The organism is Thermodesulfobacterium thermophilum DSM 1276, assembly GCF_000421605.1.
In the GTDB taxonomy this organism is placed as follows: domain Bacteria; phylum Desulfobacterota; class Thermodesulfobacteria; order Thermodesulfobacteriales; family Thermodesulfobacteriaceae; genus Thermodesulfobacterium; species Thermodesulfobacterium thermophilum.
This window is the reverse complement of sequence record NZ_ATXI01000005.1, coordinates 24,886-39,557: the sequence shown is the minus strand read 5'-3', so window position 1 is coordinate 39,557 and position 14,672 is coordinate 24,886. Positions and strand designations below refer to the sequence as shown.

Here is a 14,672-nt window from a genome sequence, read left to right as displayed (position 1 = left end):
AATATGACGATATAAAATAATTTTGTAACCAAGCTTAAAGACTACTCAGTCTTAAAAATCTTATACACCACAGAAAAGTCTAGATGACCTAAATCTTTGCTTCTGGCAAAACCGTAAACCTCTTTTACGTTCTGCAGAACCATGCTAAAGGCTTTAAAATCTTTGAATAAGTCCTGAGCATAGTGAAGGTCTTTATACATCAACTCAACAGAAAAATGCGGTTCAAATTTCCCTTCAAGAAGCTTTTGTTTTTTTACTTCAAGAACATAAGACCGTCCTGCACCCTTAGAAAGCACCTCTAAAAGAAGTTCCTTTTCTAAACCAGCCTTTTCTCCTATGGCCATAGCTTCAGCAAGAACTGCCATGTAACCACCTAATACTATGTTATTTATAAGTTTAAGTTTAGTAGCTTTTCCTATTTCACCTAAGTAAATCATATTACGACAAAATTTTTCAAAAATACCTTTTGTTTCCTCAAACTTATTTCGATCACCACCAACCAAAACAGTTAACTCACCCCTTTGTGCCGGGATAACAGAACCAAGCAGAGGAGCTTCTAAATAATACGCCCCTTTTTGTTTTAACTCTTTTTCGGCTTCAACCACATATCGATAATGGTTGGTAGTTAAATCTATGATGGTCTTCCCCTGAATATCACCCTCGACAAGACCGTCTTTTCCAAAAATAATCTTTTTGGAAGCCTCACTGTCAGAAACTATAATAAAAACTTTATCTACCATAGAAATCAAATCTTTGGGTGTTTCTACCAAGTCAAGTCCCAACTGTTTAGCTTTTTCTTTAGACCTATTCCAAACGATTAACCCAACACCTTGCGAAATTAATCTTTTAGCTATCTCTATACCTAAGGTACCAAGCCCTATAAAACCTATCTTCATAAAGTCTACCTCCTGTTTTTGTTTTTAATTTTATTTTAATTAAAAACATATGATAAGACAAGAAAACTTCGTCTACTCTTTTAAAATACAAGAAATGCAGCTTTATAAAATAAAGGAAGATGTTATAATTACCACCAAAGACTACTTATCAAGGAGGTTTAACTTGAAGTCCTGGATTATTTATGTATTTGGGAGATGGATATTACTTTCTGGAATAGCTGGGGCCTTGATGCAGTATCTATTGAGTGATATGTTAAAAATCCATACCATACCCGCTTTTTTACTCAACCAATTCATCTTAGCTAATGTATTCTGGTTTATAGATAAAGCCATCTTTAAAGGTTATTTTAGTATTCCACATATTACTCTCTGGCAGATAGAAAAAAACGTAAAGTGCGCTGATTGCGGGACTGTTGGTGAAGGTTATAGAGTAGTAAAAGCCAAAAACTATGATCGTCTCAACGACCCTGAACCTGAATTCAGATGTCCCACCTGTAGAGAACGTAAACTTGAGGAATTGAGAAAAAGAGGTATAGAGGTGTAAAGATGAAAATATTAATCTTTGGCTTAGGTGCTTTAGGAACGGTTTTTGCTGTTTCTCTAAAGAATGCTGGGCACACTGTCTATACCTTTGTCAAAGAAAAGTATCTTGATCAGCTAAAAAATAAACCTCTTCAAATAACCGGACTTTTTGGTGATAAACAAGCTTATATAGACCAATATTTTACCAACCCAGAAAATTTAACCTTGTTAGACCTTGATTTGATAATCCTTACTGTAAAAGCCTTTGACACCGAAAATGCTCTTTTTCAGATAAAAAAATTTATTAAACCTAATACACTACTTTTAATAGCTCAAAATGGCTATGGAAACTACGAAAAAGCTATAAAACTTATTCCTAAAAATCAGGTAATCCTTTCAAGGATTATCTTTGGAGCTAAGGTAATCTCACCAGGAATGGCAGAAGTAACCGTTTTTGGAGATGACGTAGTTATAGGCCAACCAGAAAAAGCCATCCCTACGGAAACTTTAGAAGAATTAGCCCAAATCTTTACCCAGGCAGGTATACCTACCAGGGTCTCGGAAGATGTATATGCCATACTCTGGGAGAAAATCATCTACAACTCAGCCTTAAACCCTTTGGGTGCCCTTTTAGAAAGAACCTACGGAGAGCTTGCCAAAAGCTACGAAACAAAATTTCTCATGGATAAGGTTATAGAGGAAATATTTGAAGTTTTAAAGGCATACAACATCGAGATAAGATGGAAGTCCTCTGAGGAATATAAAGAGCACTTCTATCAAAGACTTATTCCTCCTACAGCCGGCCATTATCCCTCTATGTATTATGACCTCAAAAACGGTAAAAAGACAGAAATAGACGCTTTAAACGGTGCCATCGTAAACCTTGCAGAGCAAAAAGGATTAGAAACTCCGGTTAACAAGTTTATTACCCTTCTGGTAAAACTTAGAGAAAAAACTAATTAATCTCTTATCCCAAAAAACGATAATCCTTCCACTTTTTAAATTTTAAAAATACATCTTGACATATAGCTATTTTGCTATATTTTTAAATTTATACCTAAAGGGATTTTATAACATGAATAAAATGTATCAATTCTCCAAGTTATTTAAAGCCCTTTCAGACCCAACCAGACTTGAAATCATCGTTTATTTATCGATAAGACCTCATTGTGTATGTGAGTTAGTAAACCTTATAGGGTCTTCTCAACCCACCGTTTCACGACATCTACAAGTATTAACCGAGGCAGGAATAACCTCTTATCAAAAAAGTAAGGCTTTTATTATATATAAACTTTCACCAAAAGATGATTTTGTAGCCAAAGTCATAAAGGAGTTGCTTGAAGAAATGAAAAAGCAATCTTTATACACCAGTTTATCCGCTAAAACTACTCTTGAGTCTGATTTCGTAAAAACAAACAGATAAAACCTGATAACAGGAGGACTATTTTTAATGTTGAAAGAACTAAAGTTTTTGTTGATTGCGGCGTTTGTTTTTTTGTTTTTTTATTTTTTACCTGCTGAACAAAGGGTTATAGAGGGTTTAAAAGAAGCTGTCTATTTAACTCACGAATATGCAAGAGAACACGTAATTTTTTGTTTATTACCAGCACTTTTTATAGCAGGCGCTATTTCCACTTTTCTCTCAGAGGCTTCTGTGATGAAATATTTAGGAGCACAGGCTCCAAAAGTTGTTTCCTATAGCGTAGCCAGTGTTTCAGGAACCATTCTTGCTGTTTGTTCTTGCACCGTCCTTCCTATTTTTGCGGGGATTTATTTTAGAGGAGCAGGCATTGGTCCTGCTACTACCTTTCTTTATTCTGGTCCTGCTATCAACGTATTAGCCATAGTGCTTACAGGGAAAATTTTAGGTATCCACATAGGAGTGGCAAGAGCCGTAGGGGCTATAGCAGGAAGTATCATAGTAGGATTACTTATGGCCTATCTTTTTAGAAAAGATGAAACTAAAAGGTTAGGTGAAATAGAAATTCCTAAAACCTCAGAAACCATACCTTTTTACCAAAAAGTTGGATTGCTCTCAGCTTTGGTTGGTATTCTTATTTTTGCTACCTGGGGTGCTAAAGAAGGTTTCGCAGGATTTATCTTTTCTATAAAATGGTATCTTGTCTGTTTTTTAGCCATATTAATTGGAATACAAGTGGTTTTTTGGTTTAAAGTTTCAGCTATTTATTTAATATTTACTGGGTTTTTTGTAGTTTTAACGCAAGTGTTGCTGCATGAAAAGGAGATATCCTTTCTTGTAGGTTTAGTAGGTTTTAGCTACGCTCTTTATAAGACAAAAGGAGACATGGAAAAATGGTTTCAAAGTACCTATCTTTTAGGTAAACAAATTTTACCGTTGCTTTTGGCTGGAGTTTTTGTAGCAGGATTCTTTTTAGGAAGACCAGGACATGAAGCCTTTATACCTTCTTTCTATGTCAACTATTTAGTAGGAGGTAACTCCCTTTTAGCCAACTTTTTTGCCAGTATAGTGGGAGTTTTGATGTATTTTGCTACTTTAACCGAAGTTCCGATCATCCAGGGGCTTTTAGGGTCTGGTATGGGATATGGCCCTGCCCTTGCTCTTTTGCTTGCCGGTCCAAGTGTAAGTTTACCAAGCCTTTTAGTCTTAAAAAGTATCTGGGGTGTTAAAAAAACTTTAACTTATGCAGCTATAGTAATCTTTTTAGGGACTATTTCTGGATATATTTTTGGGATGATAAACTCTTAAAAAACTTTAAAAATAGTTAGGGGGGTTGGTTATGCAGAGGTTTGTAAAAGTTTTTGGACCAGGTTGTTTAAAATGTGAAACCCTTTATAAAAACGTTAAAAAAGCTGCTCAAGAATTAGGAATAGAGGTTTTTATAGAAAAGGTTCAAGACATCAAACAAATGGCACTTTTTGGTGTGTTAAAAACACCTGGCTTGTGGATAGACGGACAGTTAGTTTCTCAGGGGGAGTTATTGTCTGTAGAAGATATTAAAAAACTACTCTCAAAGTAACTGAAAGAGTTTACCCTTTTCTAACTTAAAGATTTTATTGCTAACCTCTTTAAGAAAATCTTTCTCATGAGAAACGATAAGATAGGTAGATTGTGTTTTTAAAAATTCTATGAGTTTGGTTTTGCTTTGTTCATCAAGTCCTGCAGAAGGTTCGTCCAGAAGGTAACATATTGGGTTCATCGCAAAAATCCCTGCTAAAGCCACCAACCTCTTTTCCCCACCTGAAAGTTTATAAACTGGACGTTCCAAGAGATGGGTTATTCCAAAAAAGTGGGCTACTTTATCTATTATCTCTTTAACTTCTTCATGACTTTTTCCCAAGTTAAGAGGACCAAAGGCTATGTCTTCTTTAACCGTGGGACAAAAAAGTTGAGAGTCTGAATCTTGGAATAAAAGCCCTATTTTTTGTCTAACCTCTATAAAGTCTTTCTCTTCTTTTCTTTCTTTTTCTAAAATAATTATCTTTCCTTTTAAAGGTTTAAGGAACCCCATGATAATGTAAAGAAGGGTGGTTTTACCTGCTCCGTTAGGACCTATAAGACCTATTCTATCCCCTACCCTAACCTCTAACTCTAAATCATCAAGAACCACACGGTCGTTATACTTAAAAACCAGACCTTTTATGTCTATAATTTTTTCCATAGAGAAGGTATTATACTTAAAAAAAGAAAATTAAAAAGATAACTGTTAAAAAAAAGAACCCAAAAAACAGGTCTAAAGGTTTTAGATAAAAATGGTTTAAAACAGGGAAAAAACCTTTAAATCCGCGAGCTAGCATCGCTCGGTAAACCTCTTCGGACCTCTCAAAACTTTTGATCAAAAGAAAAGCTACCAGATAACCATAGGTTTTGTAAGTTTGAAGACTGTTTTTAGGTACAAAACCTCTGGCTAATGCTGCCCTCTTGATTTTAAGATACTCCTCGTGCAGCACGGTGATATATCGGTAAAAAACAAAAAATACAGTCACAAGTTTTGCAGGAACCTTGAAATGAAGCATGGCGTGAGCCAACATAAAAACATTTGAAGTGCCAAGTAACGCAATCGTAGCCATCAAGATAGCATTACACTTTAAAGTAATAAGTAAAGCCTGATATACCCCTTCAGCACTAATCTTCAGATAAGGAGTCTCTATAAGGTAAGGGTTTGACTTATACATAAAAGGAAGTAAAACCCAAAAGAACACCAAAAAAACATTGGCCGGAAGTAAACGGGCTAATACCTTTTTAAATTCAAGCTTTGCCAAAAACACAAGCCCAAAACCAATAAGAAAATAAACGAAGGGGGGTAGAAAACCCTTAGCACCTACACAAAAGATTACAAAAACTGTGAAACTTACGATTTTAACCCTTGGGTCAAGGATATGTAAAAGAGACCTTCCCTCTGCAAAAACCTCTAAATGCATTTTTAATCTAAGCCTTCTCTTTTCTGGCTTTTAACATAGCTAACAAACCTAAAACCCCTATTATATAACCTATACCTCCGATGATGTCCTGAAACCTAACTCTGTTTAAGTCCTTTTTCAACTCCAAAAAATTTCCTTTAAAAGAACTTAACTCCTCAGATAGAACCTCTTTAACCACCACTTTTAACATTTCTCTATCGATTTCTACATTTTTTGAATTATTTATTTTTATGTTCTCTACATCTTTTTTGTTTTGTAGATCAACCCTCTCTTTTTTTGTTAAATTTTCTTTTGTTTTATCATTTGAAGCTACCTCTATAGAACCTTCTAATTTTTCCTCTGCTAAATGTCCTTCTCCTGCTATCAACCTTACCAACAAAGGTTCTTTTTCTTTTATCTTAACTTCAAACCTACCCTTTTCATCGGTTGTGGTCTGAGTTAATTTTTTACCTTTCAGGGTATAAACTTCTATGGCACATTTCATACAGGGAGCACCGTTTGCAAAATATCCTTCTCCAGAAACCTTTTCCCCTTCTCTAAAGACAAATAGGTTCACCTTGTGGGCGAAACCATAGCTATACAAAAATAACACCCAAAAAGAAAGTAATCCCAAGATAAGTCTAAACCTCATCTTTAAACACCTCTGGTTTTATTTTTAACAGATAAACCACGATAAAACCTGTTACCAAACCTTCTACCACGGCAATAGGTATATGGGCTATGATAAGGGTTTCACAGAGTATCAAAAACTTTTTTTCTGTGAGATAAAGAGAGAGCGCTGTAAAAAATCCTGCTCCTAACATACTTAGAAAGCCAGCTAAGAACCCAGAGATAAAAGATAGTTTTTGGTTTTCTCCTCTGATAAATCTTTTTAAAAGGTAGTAAGAGATCACACCAGGGAAAGCCATATTAAAGGTGTTTATACCTAAGGTGGTGAAACCTCCGAATTGAAAAAAAAGGGCTTGAAGAAGTAAACCTAAAAAAATGGCCACAAAAGAATTCCAGCCAAGGAGTATCCCTACCATCCCATTTAGTACTAAATGTGCAGCTGAAGGCCCTATAGGCACATGAATAAGAGAAGCGATAAAAAAGGCACTTGAAAGCACGGCTACTTCTGAGATTTTTCTGTGAGAAAGCTTTTTTAGGGCTATGGTTAAACCTATTAACGTTAAGCCCCACCCTGTTATCAAAACAGGAGGGGAAAGAACCCCCTCTGAAATATGCATTTATTTACCACCTTTCTTAGGCTTAGGATAGGCCTTTACCCAAATAACCGCATCCAATTCTAAAGGATATTCCTTTCCGTCATCTCCTTTTATCGTACCTCCATCAGTAATTGCGGAAAAACCCCACCATCCTTCCCAAGGCAGTGTATACTCAAAATAACCGTTTTCGTCGGTTTTTACTACCTGGGTAATCAAACTGTCATAAGGGGCTTTAAATCCTTGAGTATTTAAATATTCCACCTCAACCTCTACATTAGCTGCAGGTTTTCCGTCAACCAACACCCTTCCTTTAAACAAGTTACCCTCCCATAAGGCAAAAGGTTTAACCAGAGGGATGATCTCAGTTTTTAGGCCAATAGGTTCATCCCATCCTTTTTCTTTTCCAAAAGCGGAAAAAACTACTTTGGTGATTTGTTGAATATATTTACCTTCTGCTGGTTCAAAATAAGGCTCTGGATCTACGTATAACTGATATAGACCTGGTTTGTTAAGGCCTAAGTTGGTTACATATTTAGGTACTTTTTTGTTACTTCCCTTAGAAGAAGGAATATACTCTACCTTCCATTCCACAGGGTATCTTTTGCCTTCTTCAAAAAGTTCACTTTTTTTAATCTTAAAATCCATGTGAGGCCCACCTTCCATAGGATGGGTAAACAAGGCTTCAACTCTAACTGGCTTCTTCTTATCAACCACGTTGTCTGTATCGGGCTTTAACACCACAAAATGAGCAGATGAAAAAGTAGCACTTAGCATTACAATAGATGTGCTTAAAATTACATTTTTTAAAAATTTTAGCATTTTAAACCTCCTTTTTTTAAATTAGTAACTACAATGGATAGATATAACCCTGATTCTACATTTGTCAATATCATTTTAATAATTAGGCCCCAAATTTTTTTAGCCGCCCAGCGTGAGCCAAAAGCAGAGGCATCAGTTTATAAGCATAAAATATACCTAATTCTCCCTTCAGACATTCTCTTTCTGTAAACCTTTCAGAGGTATTCCCTAAGACATAGGGAGACCAAATAAGGGTAGGTACAGAATGCCAAGAATGGGCTTTCATAATACATGGAGTAGAGTGGTCTCCTGTGATACAAAGTACTTGGGGATTTAAGTCTAAAATTTCGGGAAGGTATTGATCAAAAGACTCTATAGTTTTAATTTTTGCCTCAGCGTTTCCATCTTCTCCGTAAGAATCAGTCTTTTTTATATGGACAAAGAAGTAGTCGTAAGTTTCCCAAACTTCTTTCAAAGCTTGGATTTCATCTTTCAGGTCTGTCCCTTTAACAGGAACTACTTTCATACCTACAAGGCTTGCAAGTCCTTTATACATAGGATAGGTTGCTATACAACATGGGTTTATACCAAACCTTTGTTGTAAGGTTGGAAGGTCAGGTTTTACAGAAAAACCTCTCAGCAAGACGTAATTGGCCTTAGGTTCATCTTTTAAGATTTCAGAGGCTTGATCGATAAACTTAGAGACAACCTCTACTACTTTTTTAAGCTCTGGATAAGGAGAAGAAACCGGGATAGGAGGTTTTCCTAAAACTTGAGGGTCTGTATCGTTTAGTTTATTTACCAAATCTGAAAGCTTTTCTTGAAACCTAAAAACCACCACAAATCGGTGTTCCATTCCTGATTTTAAAATTACCTCAACACCATCTATGTTTTTTATTTTTTCGGAAAGTTTGGCAATTAACCTTTGATTCTCCTCAGTAGGAATCCTCCCTGCCCTTCTATCTATTACGATAGGATTTTGGTTTTGATACTCCACCGTAGCGAAATTACCTCTAACAGCTACATCTATATCTTTTAATTCTATTCCTACACCTAAAGCTTCTAATACACCTCTTCCTATAGTAACTTGAGAGGGGTCATAACCAAAAATCCCAAGATGTCCTGGACCACTACCTGGGGTAATCCCATAATCTACAGGAATATGAAGGCCTGTGGCTGATTTTTTAGCCAACTGGTCAAGATTAGGGGTATAAGCTAACTCTAAAGGGGTTTTTCCGTCTTTCACAGGCAAATCTCCTATTCCGTCAAGTACCACTTTTACGATCTTAGCATCTCCCTTTTTGATTAGTTTTTCAACCAACTCCATCTTGCCCTCCCTTTTGTTTTTTTTACCATTTTATCATATAATTATAAAACCATGAAAACCTTAAAACTTATCTTTTTTGTATTTGTTGCAGCCTTTTTATTTTATCTGATAGGATATCCTCTTTTGGTTGATGTGTCTTCTCTAAAAACCCAAAATCCTAAGCTTACCGCTATGATGAAATACCGCATGAAACAATGGGAAAAAGAAGGAAAAAAGGTTCAAATAAAACAGATTTGAGTTCCTTTAAACCACATCTCTCCTTACTTAGTCAAAGCTGTGTTAATCGGAGAAGATGACAAATTTTATAAACATGAAGGTTTTGATTTTGATGGTATAAAAAAGGCCTTGGAGAAAAACCTAAAAGAGGGAAAGCTTAAATATGGAGGAAGTACCATCTCTCAGCAGCTTGCTAAAAATCTTTACCTAAGTCCTTCTAAAAATCCTATAAGAAAAATTCAAGAAGCCATCCTTACCATAAGGCTTGAAAACACTTTATCTAAAAAACGCATTTTAGAACTTTATCTAAATGTAGCTGAATGGGGAGAGGGTATCTTTGGAGCCGAAGCAGCAGCCAGACATTACTACGGAAAAAGTGCTAAATATCTTACTCCTTGGGAAGCAGCCAGGTTGGTGGCTGTGCTTCCTAATCCTTTAAAATATAACCCTTTAAAGCATCAACCATATGTCGAAAAAAGAAGTAGATTGATCTACTTTATCATGAAAAAAAGAGGTATCATCAAAGAGGAATATCAAGACGTAGAAAAAGACACAGAAGACATTACCGAACCTGAGCCTACACCTAATCAACCTGAAAAACCTGAGGACACGCCTAATAGACCTACCTTAACGCCTGGGTCTGAACAATCTCCTTTAAGAGAAATCCCTCAGCCAGATTCTAATACAGAAGAAAAAAAGACGGAAAATCCTTAGTATATGTCTTTTTCTTTCCAAATCTCTTCTAAACGTTCTGTTTCTGCGTCTTTTTCCTGTATCGACCTTTCCCAATCCATCTTTTTCTGAAAAAGGTCTACCTCATGTTTTATCAATCTTTCTTTGAATTCTGGATGAGAAAGGTAAGGAAGGGCTACGTTTAAAAATCCTTCTTTCATCGTTGAAAAAAGTTGATTAATTTGGTCCTCAGGTACGAAATGTCTTTCTTTTCTGTAGCGGTAGTATACCTTTCCGTCGGTTTTTTCCATAAAAAGTTTATAATAAGTTTCGTTAGCAAAGTCTTCCTTTTCAGGAGAAACCCCTACCTGGATTAAAAGCCCTACCAACCATCTATCCCCAGCCAGTCGTCTTGAATAATCCCATATTTCTAAAGTTAACCCATTTTCAAGCTCTATCCTATCAACCATTTTTCCCTCCCATAACGGCTTATGATTTTTCGATGGTGGGAGCCATCGATAAGCCATAACAGTAAATTTAATAGATAAAGTTTAAAAGTCAATCATAGTTTTTTAAATTGGTAAGTTATATATCCTCCAACATCCAACCATACCCAATATACCACCTTATAAACTGAATCCACCCCTGAAAATACCTCTATTACCTTAGCTCTCATCGAGATATCCTTCATTAGCCTCTCTAAATTGATTTGAATTTAGATTTATCATTTTTACCTTTATCCTTTTTACCAGGAAAGGAAGCCCTTACCCCTAAAATTTAAACACAACTAATGAAACACTACCACTATCCATAGTTTTTAAACCATGTTGTTTGCTGAAAAATATTTTGTTGACAATGTCTTTATAAGAACTTATAATTTTAAAAGGGAAGAAATTTCAAAAAAAGGGAGGGTATATGAGTAAAAAAGGGGATAAATGGATAAAACATACGCATGTTTTTGAGACCACTGAAGACCCTTACGCAATGAAAGAGGCTCCTGCAGGGGAGGCCATCTGTCCCAGATGTAAAGCGGTGTTTAAAGATAAAAGGTGGGTTATAGATGAAGATTTATACGAAGAATTAAAAGAAATTGATACAGTTCCGCAGCTTATATGCCCAGGTTGTAAAAAGGCTATAGAACAGTATGCTATGGGATACCTTTATATTTCAGGTGGTTTTTGGGAATCTCATAGAGGGGATATCATGAAATTGTTAAACAATGAGTATGAAAGAGCTCGCAACATTAATCCCCTCCATCAAATTATCAACATAAACGAAGAAGACGGAACAACTGTCATAGAGACCACCACCGACCATTTAGCTCAAAGACTTGGAAGGGCTCTTTACAGAGCCTATAAAGGAAATTTAGAATTTAAATGGTCCAAAGGTGATAAATTGGTAAGAGTTTACTGGCACAGAGACAAATAAATTTTAGGACAAAAAGTCATGAGTTTAACCATAGCTTTAGCCATAGACTTTAAAAAGTTAACCCCAAATGTGATAACCTCTGGCCTTTTCTTGGCTGACCATTTGCCAGAGGTTTCTAACATCATACTTTTTCATGCCATCGAATACTTTCTAACTCCTCCTGCCTACCTTCAACCTTATTTAGAAAAGGAAAAACAAAAGTTAGACCAAGATTTAAAGGAACTTGTTAGTTCCTATTTAGACGAAAAATTCAAAAAACGATTTACTTTTCAGACTAAAGTCATTTTAGGTAACTTTTGGTATTCCCTTACCAATTTTATCGAGCAGGTCAAACCCTTTGTAGTAGTTTTAGGGTATGTACCTCATTTTCTAAAAGTTCCTACCGCGGAGAAAATGATCGAAAGGCTTAACTGTAATTTCTTAGTGGTTAAAGAAAATCCTCTTACCAAGATCCAAAGATTAGGTTGTCTTATAGATTTTTCTGAAACAAGTGAATCTTGTCTAAAAATGGCTTCTCTTTTAAGCAAAAAAGACGTGTTAGAAATATCATGCCTAAATGTAATACAACCTCCTGATTTTCTAAAAAAACCTGTATTAACCTCAGATTTTATTAAAGAAGAAAGAGAACAAAAATATGCTTTATGGAAAACACTCATAGCAAACTTTAGTGATGAAAAAGATTTTGTCCAAAAAATAAAGTTTGAAATAATGGTAGGTAACAGGCTTGAAAAAATAGAAGAGTTTGTCAAAAAACAACCAATCGACCTGTTAATCATGGGAAAAAAAGGTAAAATGGTTAAAAAAGGTTTAGGTTCTATTGCCCGAGAGGTGGTAAGAAAGGTTGAAGTACCTATTTTAATAGTGGATCAAGTTTTATAGAAAGGGTCTTGGAATATGGACATAATTTTGTTAGTGTTATCACTTTTAATCATATTGTTTTGTGCAGAGATCTTTACTAACGGGGTTGAAAATTTAGGCAAAGCCCTTTCTTTATCCCAAGCAGTGGTAGGCAGTGTACTTGCAGCCGTAGGGACAGCTCTTCCAGAAACCATTATTCCCTTAGTAGCCATCCTTATGTACAAAGGAGAAGGAGGTTCTTCTATAGGCATAGGAGCGATTTTAGGAGCTCCTTTTATGTTAGTTACTGCTGGATTGTTTCTCGTAGGTATAGGGGTTTTTTTGAGCTATCTTTTAAAAAGAAGAAAGGTTTTACAGGTGTATCTTGAACCTAAAACTTTTAAAAGAGATTTTACTTTCTTTCTAATTAGTTATTCCTTGGCTATCTTTTTTCCCTTTTTCTTTGAAAACACCCGTTTTATGCATTACATCATCGGTTTATTACTGTTGATTAACTATTTTATCTATCTTTTCTTTACCTTTCGGGCAGAAAGTTTGGAAGTTGAATCAGAAGAAAAACTGTATTTAGAAAAAATACTAAAGATTAAAAACCCTACCAAGGGTAATGTGGTGTTTTTTTCGTCAGTTCAGGTAGTTTTAGCCCTTATCCTGATGGTAAAGGGTGCACATCTTTTCGTAGAAAAATTAGAGGTTTTATCTCATTCTTGGGGATTAGACCCTCTTCTTTTTGCCCTTTTAGTAGCTCCTATCGCTACTGAACTTCCTGAAAAATTTAACAGCCTGATTTGGACTTTAAGAGGGAGAGACGTTTTAGCTCTGGGAAACATGACCGGAGCTATGGTTTTTCAGTCAACCTTTCCTGTAAGCGTAGGTCTTCTTTTCACCGATTGGATAGTAGAAGGATTAGCTTTGACTTCAGCGATAATTGCCATATCCTTAGGGATTCTCTATGTCCTCTTTTTAAACCTTTTTAAAAAAATTCCTGTTTATCTTTTTATAATTTCAGGGATCTGTTATTTAGTGTATGGTTATTTAGTAGTCCAGAGTTTCAATAATTAAAGTTTATGTCTTCTTCTTTAGAGTGGTTATACCAATTAGGGTTTCACCGGATAAAACCTGGTTTAGCAAGAATTACTCAAGTTTTAACCAGACTGGGGAATCCTCAAAGAAAACTTAAAATTATACATATCGCCGGTACCAACGGTAAGGGCTCAACCGCTGCTATCTTAGCTGAACTTTTAAAACAACATGAGTTTAAAGTAGGGCTTTATACCTCCCCTCATCTTTTTAAACTCAACGAAAGGTTTAAGATAAACGGACAAGACATACCAGATGAAACCCTTGAAGCTCTAATTTCTGAGGTAAAACCTCTGGCTCAAGCTTTCAATCTAACCTTTTTTGAGGTTACCACTGCCGTTGCTTTTCTTTATTTTAGTCAAACAGAAGTAGACTTTGCGGTAATTGAGTGTGGTATGGGAGGAAGACTTGATGCTACAAACGTAGTCTTTCCTAAAGTAACCATCATTACTAACGTAGGTTTTGATCATACCAAATACTTAGGAAATACTTTAGAAAAAATAGCCTATGAAAAAGCAGGTATCATAAAGAGAAAGGTGCCATGCATATTTGGAAACATTAAGCCTCAGGCTTTACCAGTTTTTTATCATAAACTATCACAGCTAAAAACAAAAGGTTATTTCTTAAACAAAGATTTTTTTGTAGTCGAGGATCATGGTCTCTGGAATTATTACGGAGAAAAAACCTTTAAAGATCTTTCTCTAAGTCTTTCAGGAAAATATCAAGGAGAAAACTTAGGTTGTGCACTAAAAACTCTCGAAATACTTGAAAACCTTAATCTCTTATCTATAGACCCTGAGACAGTAAAAAAAGCTTTAAATGAGGTAAGATGGAAAGGGCGATACGAAAAAATAAAAATAAGAGAAAAGGAAATTTTAATTGATGTAGCCCATAACCCTGACGGGGTAGAAGCCTTGGTAAAGGACCTTTTGGCTAAAGGGTGTGATAAAGCATTTTTAGTTATTTTTGGGGTGACCAATGAAGACGGACAAAAACCTTTCTTAGATATGTTTCTTAAGCTAAGCCAAATTAGTCGTAAAACCTTTTTATGTGAATTTTCCTCCCACAGAAAAATAGTAACCCTTTCTGAATGGAAGAAAGCTATTAAAAATTATACCCAAGAAGAAGTTGTCTTTTTTCCCTCACCACAAGAAGCTCTAAGAGCAGCTTTGAACGAACCTATCTCCAAAATTCTGGTTACTGGGTCTATTTATTTTGTGGCCGAAGTTTTCAAAGTATTAGAAAATTTTGAAAAAGAAGTTTAAGATAATT

At 35.5% G+C, this 14,672-nt stretch carries 17 protein-coding genes and 2 pseudogenes; 11 read left to right on the top strand and 8 right to left on the bottom strand.

Annotated elements, in window-relative coordinates; translation table 11 throughout:
* Positions 1–41 precede the first annotated feature (41 nt).
* A pseudogene (locus tag H529_RS12130) lies at positions 42–902 on the bottom strand (NAD(P)-dependent oxidoreductase); the annotation flags it as partial.
* A 157-nt stretch (positions 903–1,059) separates the two neighbouring features.
* On the opposite strand from H529_RS12130, the gene H529_RS0103135 reads away from it, so the two are divergent.
* The 5 genes from H529_RS0103135 (at position 1,060) to H529_RS0103115 (ending at position 4,417) form a co-directional block, all read left to right on the top strand.
* Complete coding sequence (locus H529_RS0103135) at positions 1,060–1,440, top strand: hypothetical protein (RefSeq protein WP_022855107.1); 381 nt, start codon at positions 1,060–1,062, stop codon at positions 1,438–1,440.
* Between the two features lie 2 nt (positions 1,441–1,442).
* The gene (locus tag H529_RS0103130; protein ID WP_022855106.1) at positions 1,443–2,381 is read left to right on the top strand and encodes a ketopantoate reductase family protein; all 939 of its coding nucleotides are present in this window, start codon (positions 1,443–1,445) and stop codon (positions 2,379–2,381) included.
* A gap of 112 nt (positions 2,382–2,493) precedes the next feature.
* Positions 2,494–2,841: an ArsR/SmtB family transcription factor gene (locus tag H529_RS0103125; protein WP_022855105.1), complete on the top strand. Its 348-nt coding sequence runs from the start codon at positions 2,494–2,496 to the stop codon at positions 2,839–2,841.
* A gap of 27 nt (positions 2,842–2,868) precedes the next feature.
* Positions 2,869–4,146, top strand: coding sequence for a permease (locus tag H529_RS0103120; protein WP_022855104.1), 1,278 nt, complete (start codon positions 2,869–2,871; stop codon positions 4,144–4,146).
* Between the two features lie 31 nt (positions 4,147–4,177).
* Entirely contained in the window at positions 4,178–4,417 is a 240-nt protein-coding gene (locus tag H529_RS0103115) for a thioredoxin family protein (RefSeq protein WP_022855103.1), read from the top strand.
* Here the strand turns inward: H529_RS0103115 and H529_RS0103110 are convergent.
* The 6 genes from H529_RS0103110 to H529_RS0103085 all read right to left on the bottom strand — a co-directional run bounded on the left by H529_RS0103110 (position 4,409) and on the right by H529_RS0103085 (position 9,149).
* Positions 4,409–5,059, bottom strand: coding sequence for an energy-coupling factor ABC transporter ATP-binding protein (locus H529_RS0103110; RefSeq protein ID WP_022855102.1), 651 nt, complete (start codon positions 5,057–5,059; stop codon positions 4,409–4,411). The genes H529_RS0103115 and H529_RS0103110 overlap by 9 nt on opposite strands.
* Before the next feature lie 16 nt (positions 5,060–5,075).
* Positions 5,076–5,819 carry a cobalt ECF transporter T component CbiQ gene (cbiQ, locus tag H529_RS0103105; RefSeq protein ID WP_022855101.1) on the bottom strand — a complete coding sequence of 248 codons (744 nt, stop codon included), beginning with the start codon at positions 5,817–5,819 and terminating at the stop codon, positions 5,076–5,078.
* Positions 5,820–5,826: 7 nt separating this feature from the next.
* On the bottom strand, positions 5,827–6,450 hold the full coding sequence (locus H529_RS11165) for a hypothetical protein (RefSeq protein WP_022855100.1): 624 nt from the start codon (positions 6,448–6,450) through the stop codon (positions 5,827–5,829).
* The gene (gene cbiM / locus H529_RS0103095; protein WP_022855099.1) at positions 6,440–7,045 is read right to left on the bottom strand and encodes a cobalt transporter CbiM; all 606 of its coding nucleotides are present in this window, start codon (positions 7,043–7,045) and stop codon (positions 6,440–6,442) included. Before cbiM ends, H529_RS11165 begins: the two co-directional genes overlap by 11 nt.
* Positions 7,046–7,843, bottom strand: a complete 798-nt coding sequence (locus tag H529_RS0103090) for a DUF4198 domain-containing protein (protein ID WP_022855098.1) — start codon at positions 7,841–7,843, stop codon at positions 7,046–7,048.
* Between the two features lie 82 nt (positions 7,844–7,925).
* Positions 7,926–9,149, bottom strand: coding sequence for a 2,3-bisphosphoglycerate-independent phosphoglycerate mutase (locus H529_RS0103085; protein WP_022855097.1), 1,224 nt, complete (start codon positions 9,147–9,149; stop codon positions 7,926–7,928).
* 51 nt (positions 9,150–9,200) lie between these two features.
* Between H529_RS0103085 and H529_RS11810 the strand changes: the two genes are divergently transcribed.
* Together H529_RS11810 and mtgA are read left to right on the top strand one after the other, a co-directional pair.
* Positions 9,201–9,386, top strand: a complete 186-nt coding sequence (locus H529_RS11810; RefSeq protein ID WP_051132403.1) for a hypothetical protein — start codon at positions 9,201–9,203, stop codon at positions 9,384–9,386.
* Between the two features lie 12 nt (positions 9,387–9,398).
* Positions 9,399–10,079 (top strand): annotated as a pseudogene (gene mtgA / locus H529_RS10965) (monofunctional biosynthetic peptidoglycan transglycosylase); the annotation flags it as partial.
* On the opposite strand, the gene H529_RS0103075 reads toward mtgA, so the two are convergent.
* Positions 10,076–10,507 (bottom strand): hypothetical protein, encoded by a 432-nt coding sequence (locus H529_RS0103075; RefSeq protein WP_022855096.1) that lies wholly within the window; start codon positions 10,505–10,507, stop codon positions 10,076–10,078. The pseudogene mtgA and the gene H529_RS0103075 overlap by 4 nt on opposite strands.
* A gap of 445 nt (positions 10,508–10,952) precedes the next feature.
* Between H529_RS0103075 and H529_RS0103060 the strand changes: the two genes are divergently transcribed.
* From H529_RS0103060 to H529_RS0103045, 4 genes are read left to right on the top strand one after another with little or no spacing between them, the layout of a single operon-like run.
* Entirely contained in the window at positions 10,953–11,465 is a 513-nt protein-coding gene (locus H529_RS0103060; RefSeq protein ID WP_022855094.1) for a BCAM0308 family protein, read from the top strand.
* An 18-nt stretch (positions 11,466–11,483) separates the two neighbouring features.
* Positions 11,484–12,344: a universal stress protein gene (locus H529_RS0103055; RefSeq protein WP_022855093.1), complete on the top strand. Its 861-nt coding sequence runs from the start codon at positions 11,484–11,486 to the stop codon at positions 12,342–12,344.
* A 15-nt stretch (positions 12,345–12,359) separates the two neighbouring features.
* Positions 12,360–13,382, top strand: a complete 1,023-nt coding sequence (locus tag H529_RS0103050; RefSeq protein WP_022855092.1) for a sodium:calcium antiporter — start codon at positions 12,360–12,362, stop codon at positions 13,380–13,382.
* Between the two features lie 5 nt (positions 13,383–13,387).
* On the top strand, positions 13,388–14,665 hold the full coding sequence (locus H529_RS0103045; protein WP_022855091.1) for a bifunctional folylpolyglutamate synthase/dihydrofolate synthase: 1,278 nt from the start codon (positions 13,388–13,390) through the stop codon (positions 14,663–14,665).
* Positions 14,666–14,672 lie beyond the last annotated feature (7 nt).

Coding starts and splice junctions, on each gene's coding strand:
- H529_RS0103130 (WP_022855106.1), top strand. CDS start 1,443: ATGAAAATATTAATCTTTGGCTTAGGTGCTTTAGGAACGGTTTTTGCT.
- H529_RS0103125 (WP_022855105.1), top strand. CDS start 2,494: ATGAATAAAATGTATCAATTCTCCAAGTTATTTAAAGCCCTTTCAGAC.
- H529_RS0103120 (WP_022855104.1), top strand. CDS start 2,869: ATGTTGAAAGAACTAAAGTTTTTGTTGATTGCGGCGTTTGTTTTTTTG.
- H529_RS0103115 (WP_022855103.1), top strand. CDS start 4,178: ATGCAGAGGTTTGTAAAAGTTTTTGGACCAGGTTGTTTAAAATGTGAA.
- H529_RS0103110 (WP_022855102.1), bottom strand. CDS start 5,059: ATGGAAAAAATTATAGACATAAAAGGTCTGGTTTTTAAGTATAACGAC.
- cbiQ (WP_022855101.1), bottom strand. CDS start 5,819: ATGCATTTAGAGGTTTTTGCAGAGGGAAGGTCTCTTTTACATATCCTT.
- H529_RS11165 (WP_022855100.1), bottom strand. CDS start 6,450: ATGAGGTTTAGACTTATCTTGGGATTACTTTCTTTTTGGGTGTTATTT.
- cbiM (WP_022855099.1), bottom strand. CDS start 7,045: ATGCATATTTCAGAGGGGGTTCTTTCCCCTCCTGTTTTGATAACAGGG.
- H529_RS0103090 (WP_022855098.1), bottom strand. CDS start 7,843: ATGCTAAAATTTTTAAAAAATGTAATTTTAAGCACATCTATTGTAATG.
- H529_RS0103085 (WP_022855097.1), bottom strand. CDS start 9,149: ATGGAGTTGGTTGAAAAACTAATCAAAAAGGGAGATGCTAAGATCGTA.
- H529_RS11810 (WP_051132403.1), top strand. CDS start 9,201: ATGAAAACCTTAAAACTTATCTTTTTTGTATTTGTTGCAGCCTTTTTA.
- H529_RS0103075 (WP_022855096.1), bottom strand. CDS start 10,507: ATGGTTGATAGGATAGAGCTTGAAAATGGGTTAACTTTAGAAATATGG.
- H529_RS0103060 (WP_022855094.1), top strand. CDS start 10,953: ATGAGTAAAAAAGGGGATAAATGGATAAAACATACGCATGTTTTTGAG.
- H529_RS0103055 (WP_022855093.1), top strand. CDS start 11,484: ATGAGTTTAACCATAGCTTTAGCCATAGACTTTAAAAAGTTAACCCCA.
- H529_RS0103050 (WP_022855092.1), top strand. CDS start 12,360: ATGGACATAATTTTGTTAGTGTTATCACTTTTAATCATATTGTTTTGT.
- H529_RS0103045 (WP_022855091.1), top strand. CDS start 13,388: ATGTCTTCTTCTTTAGAGTGGTTATACCAATTAGGGTTTCACCGGATA.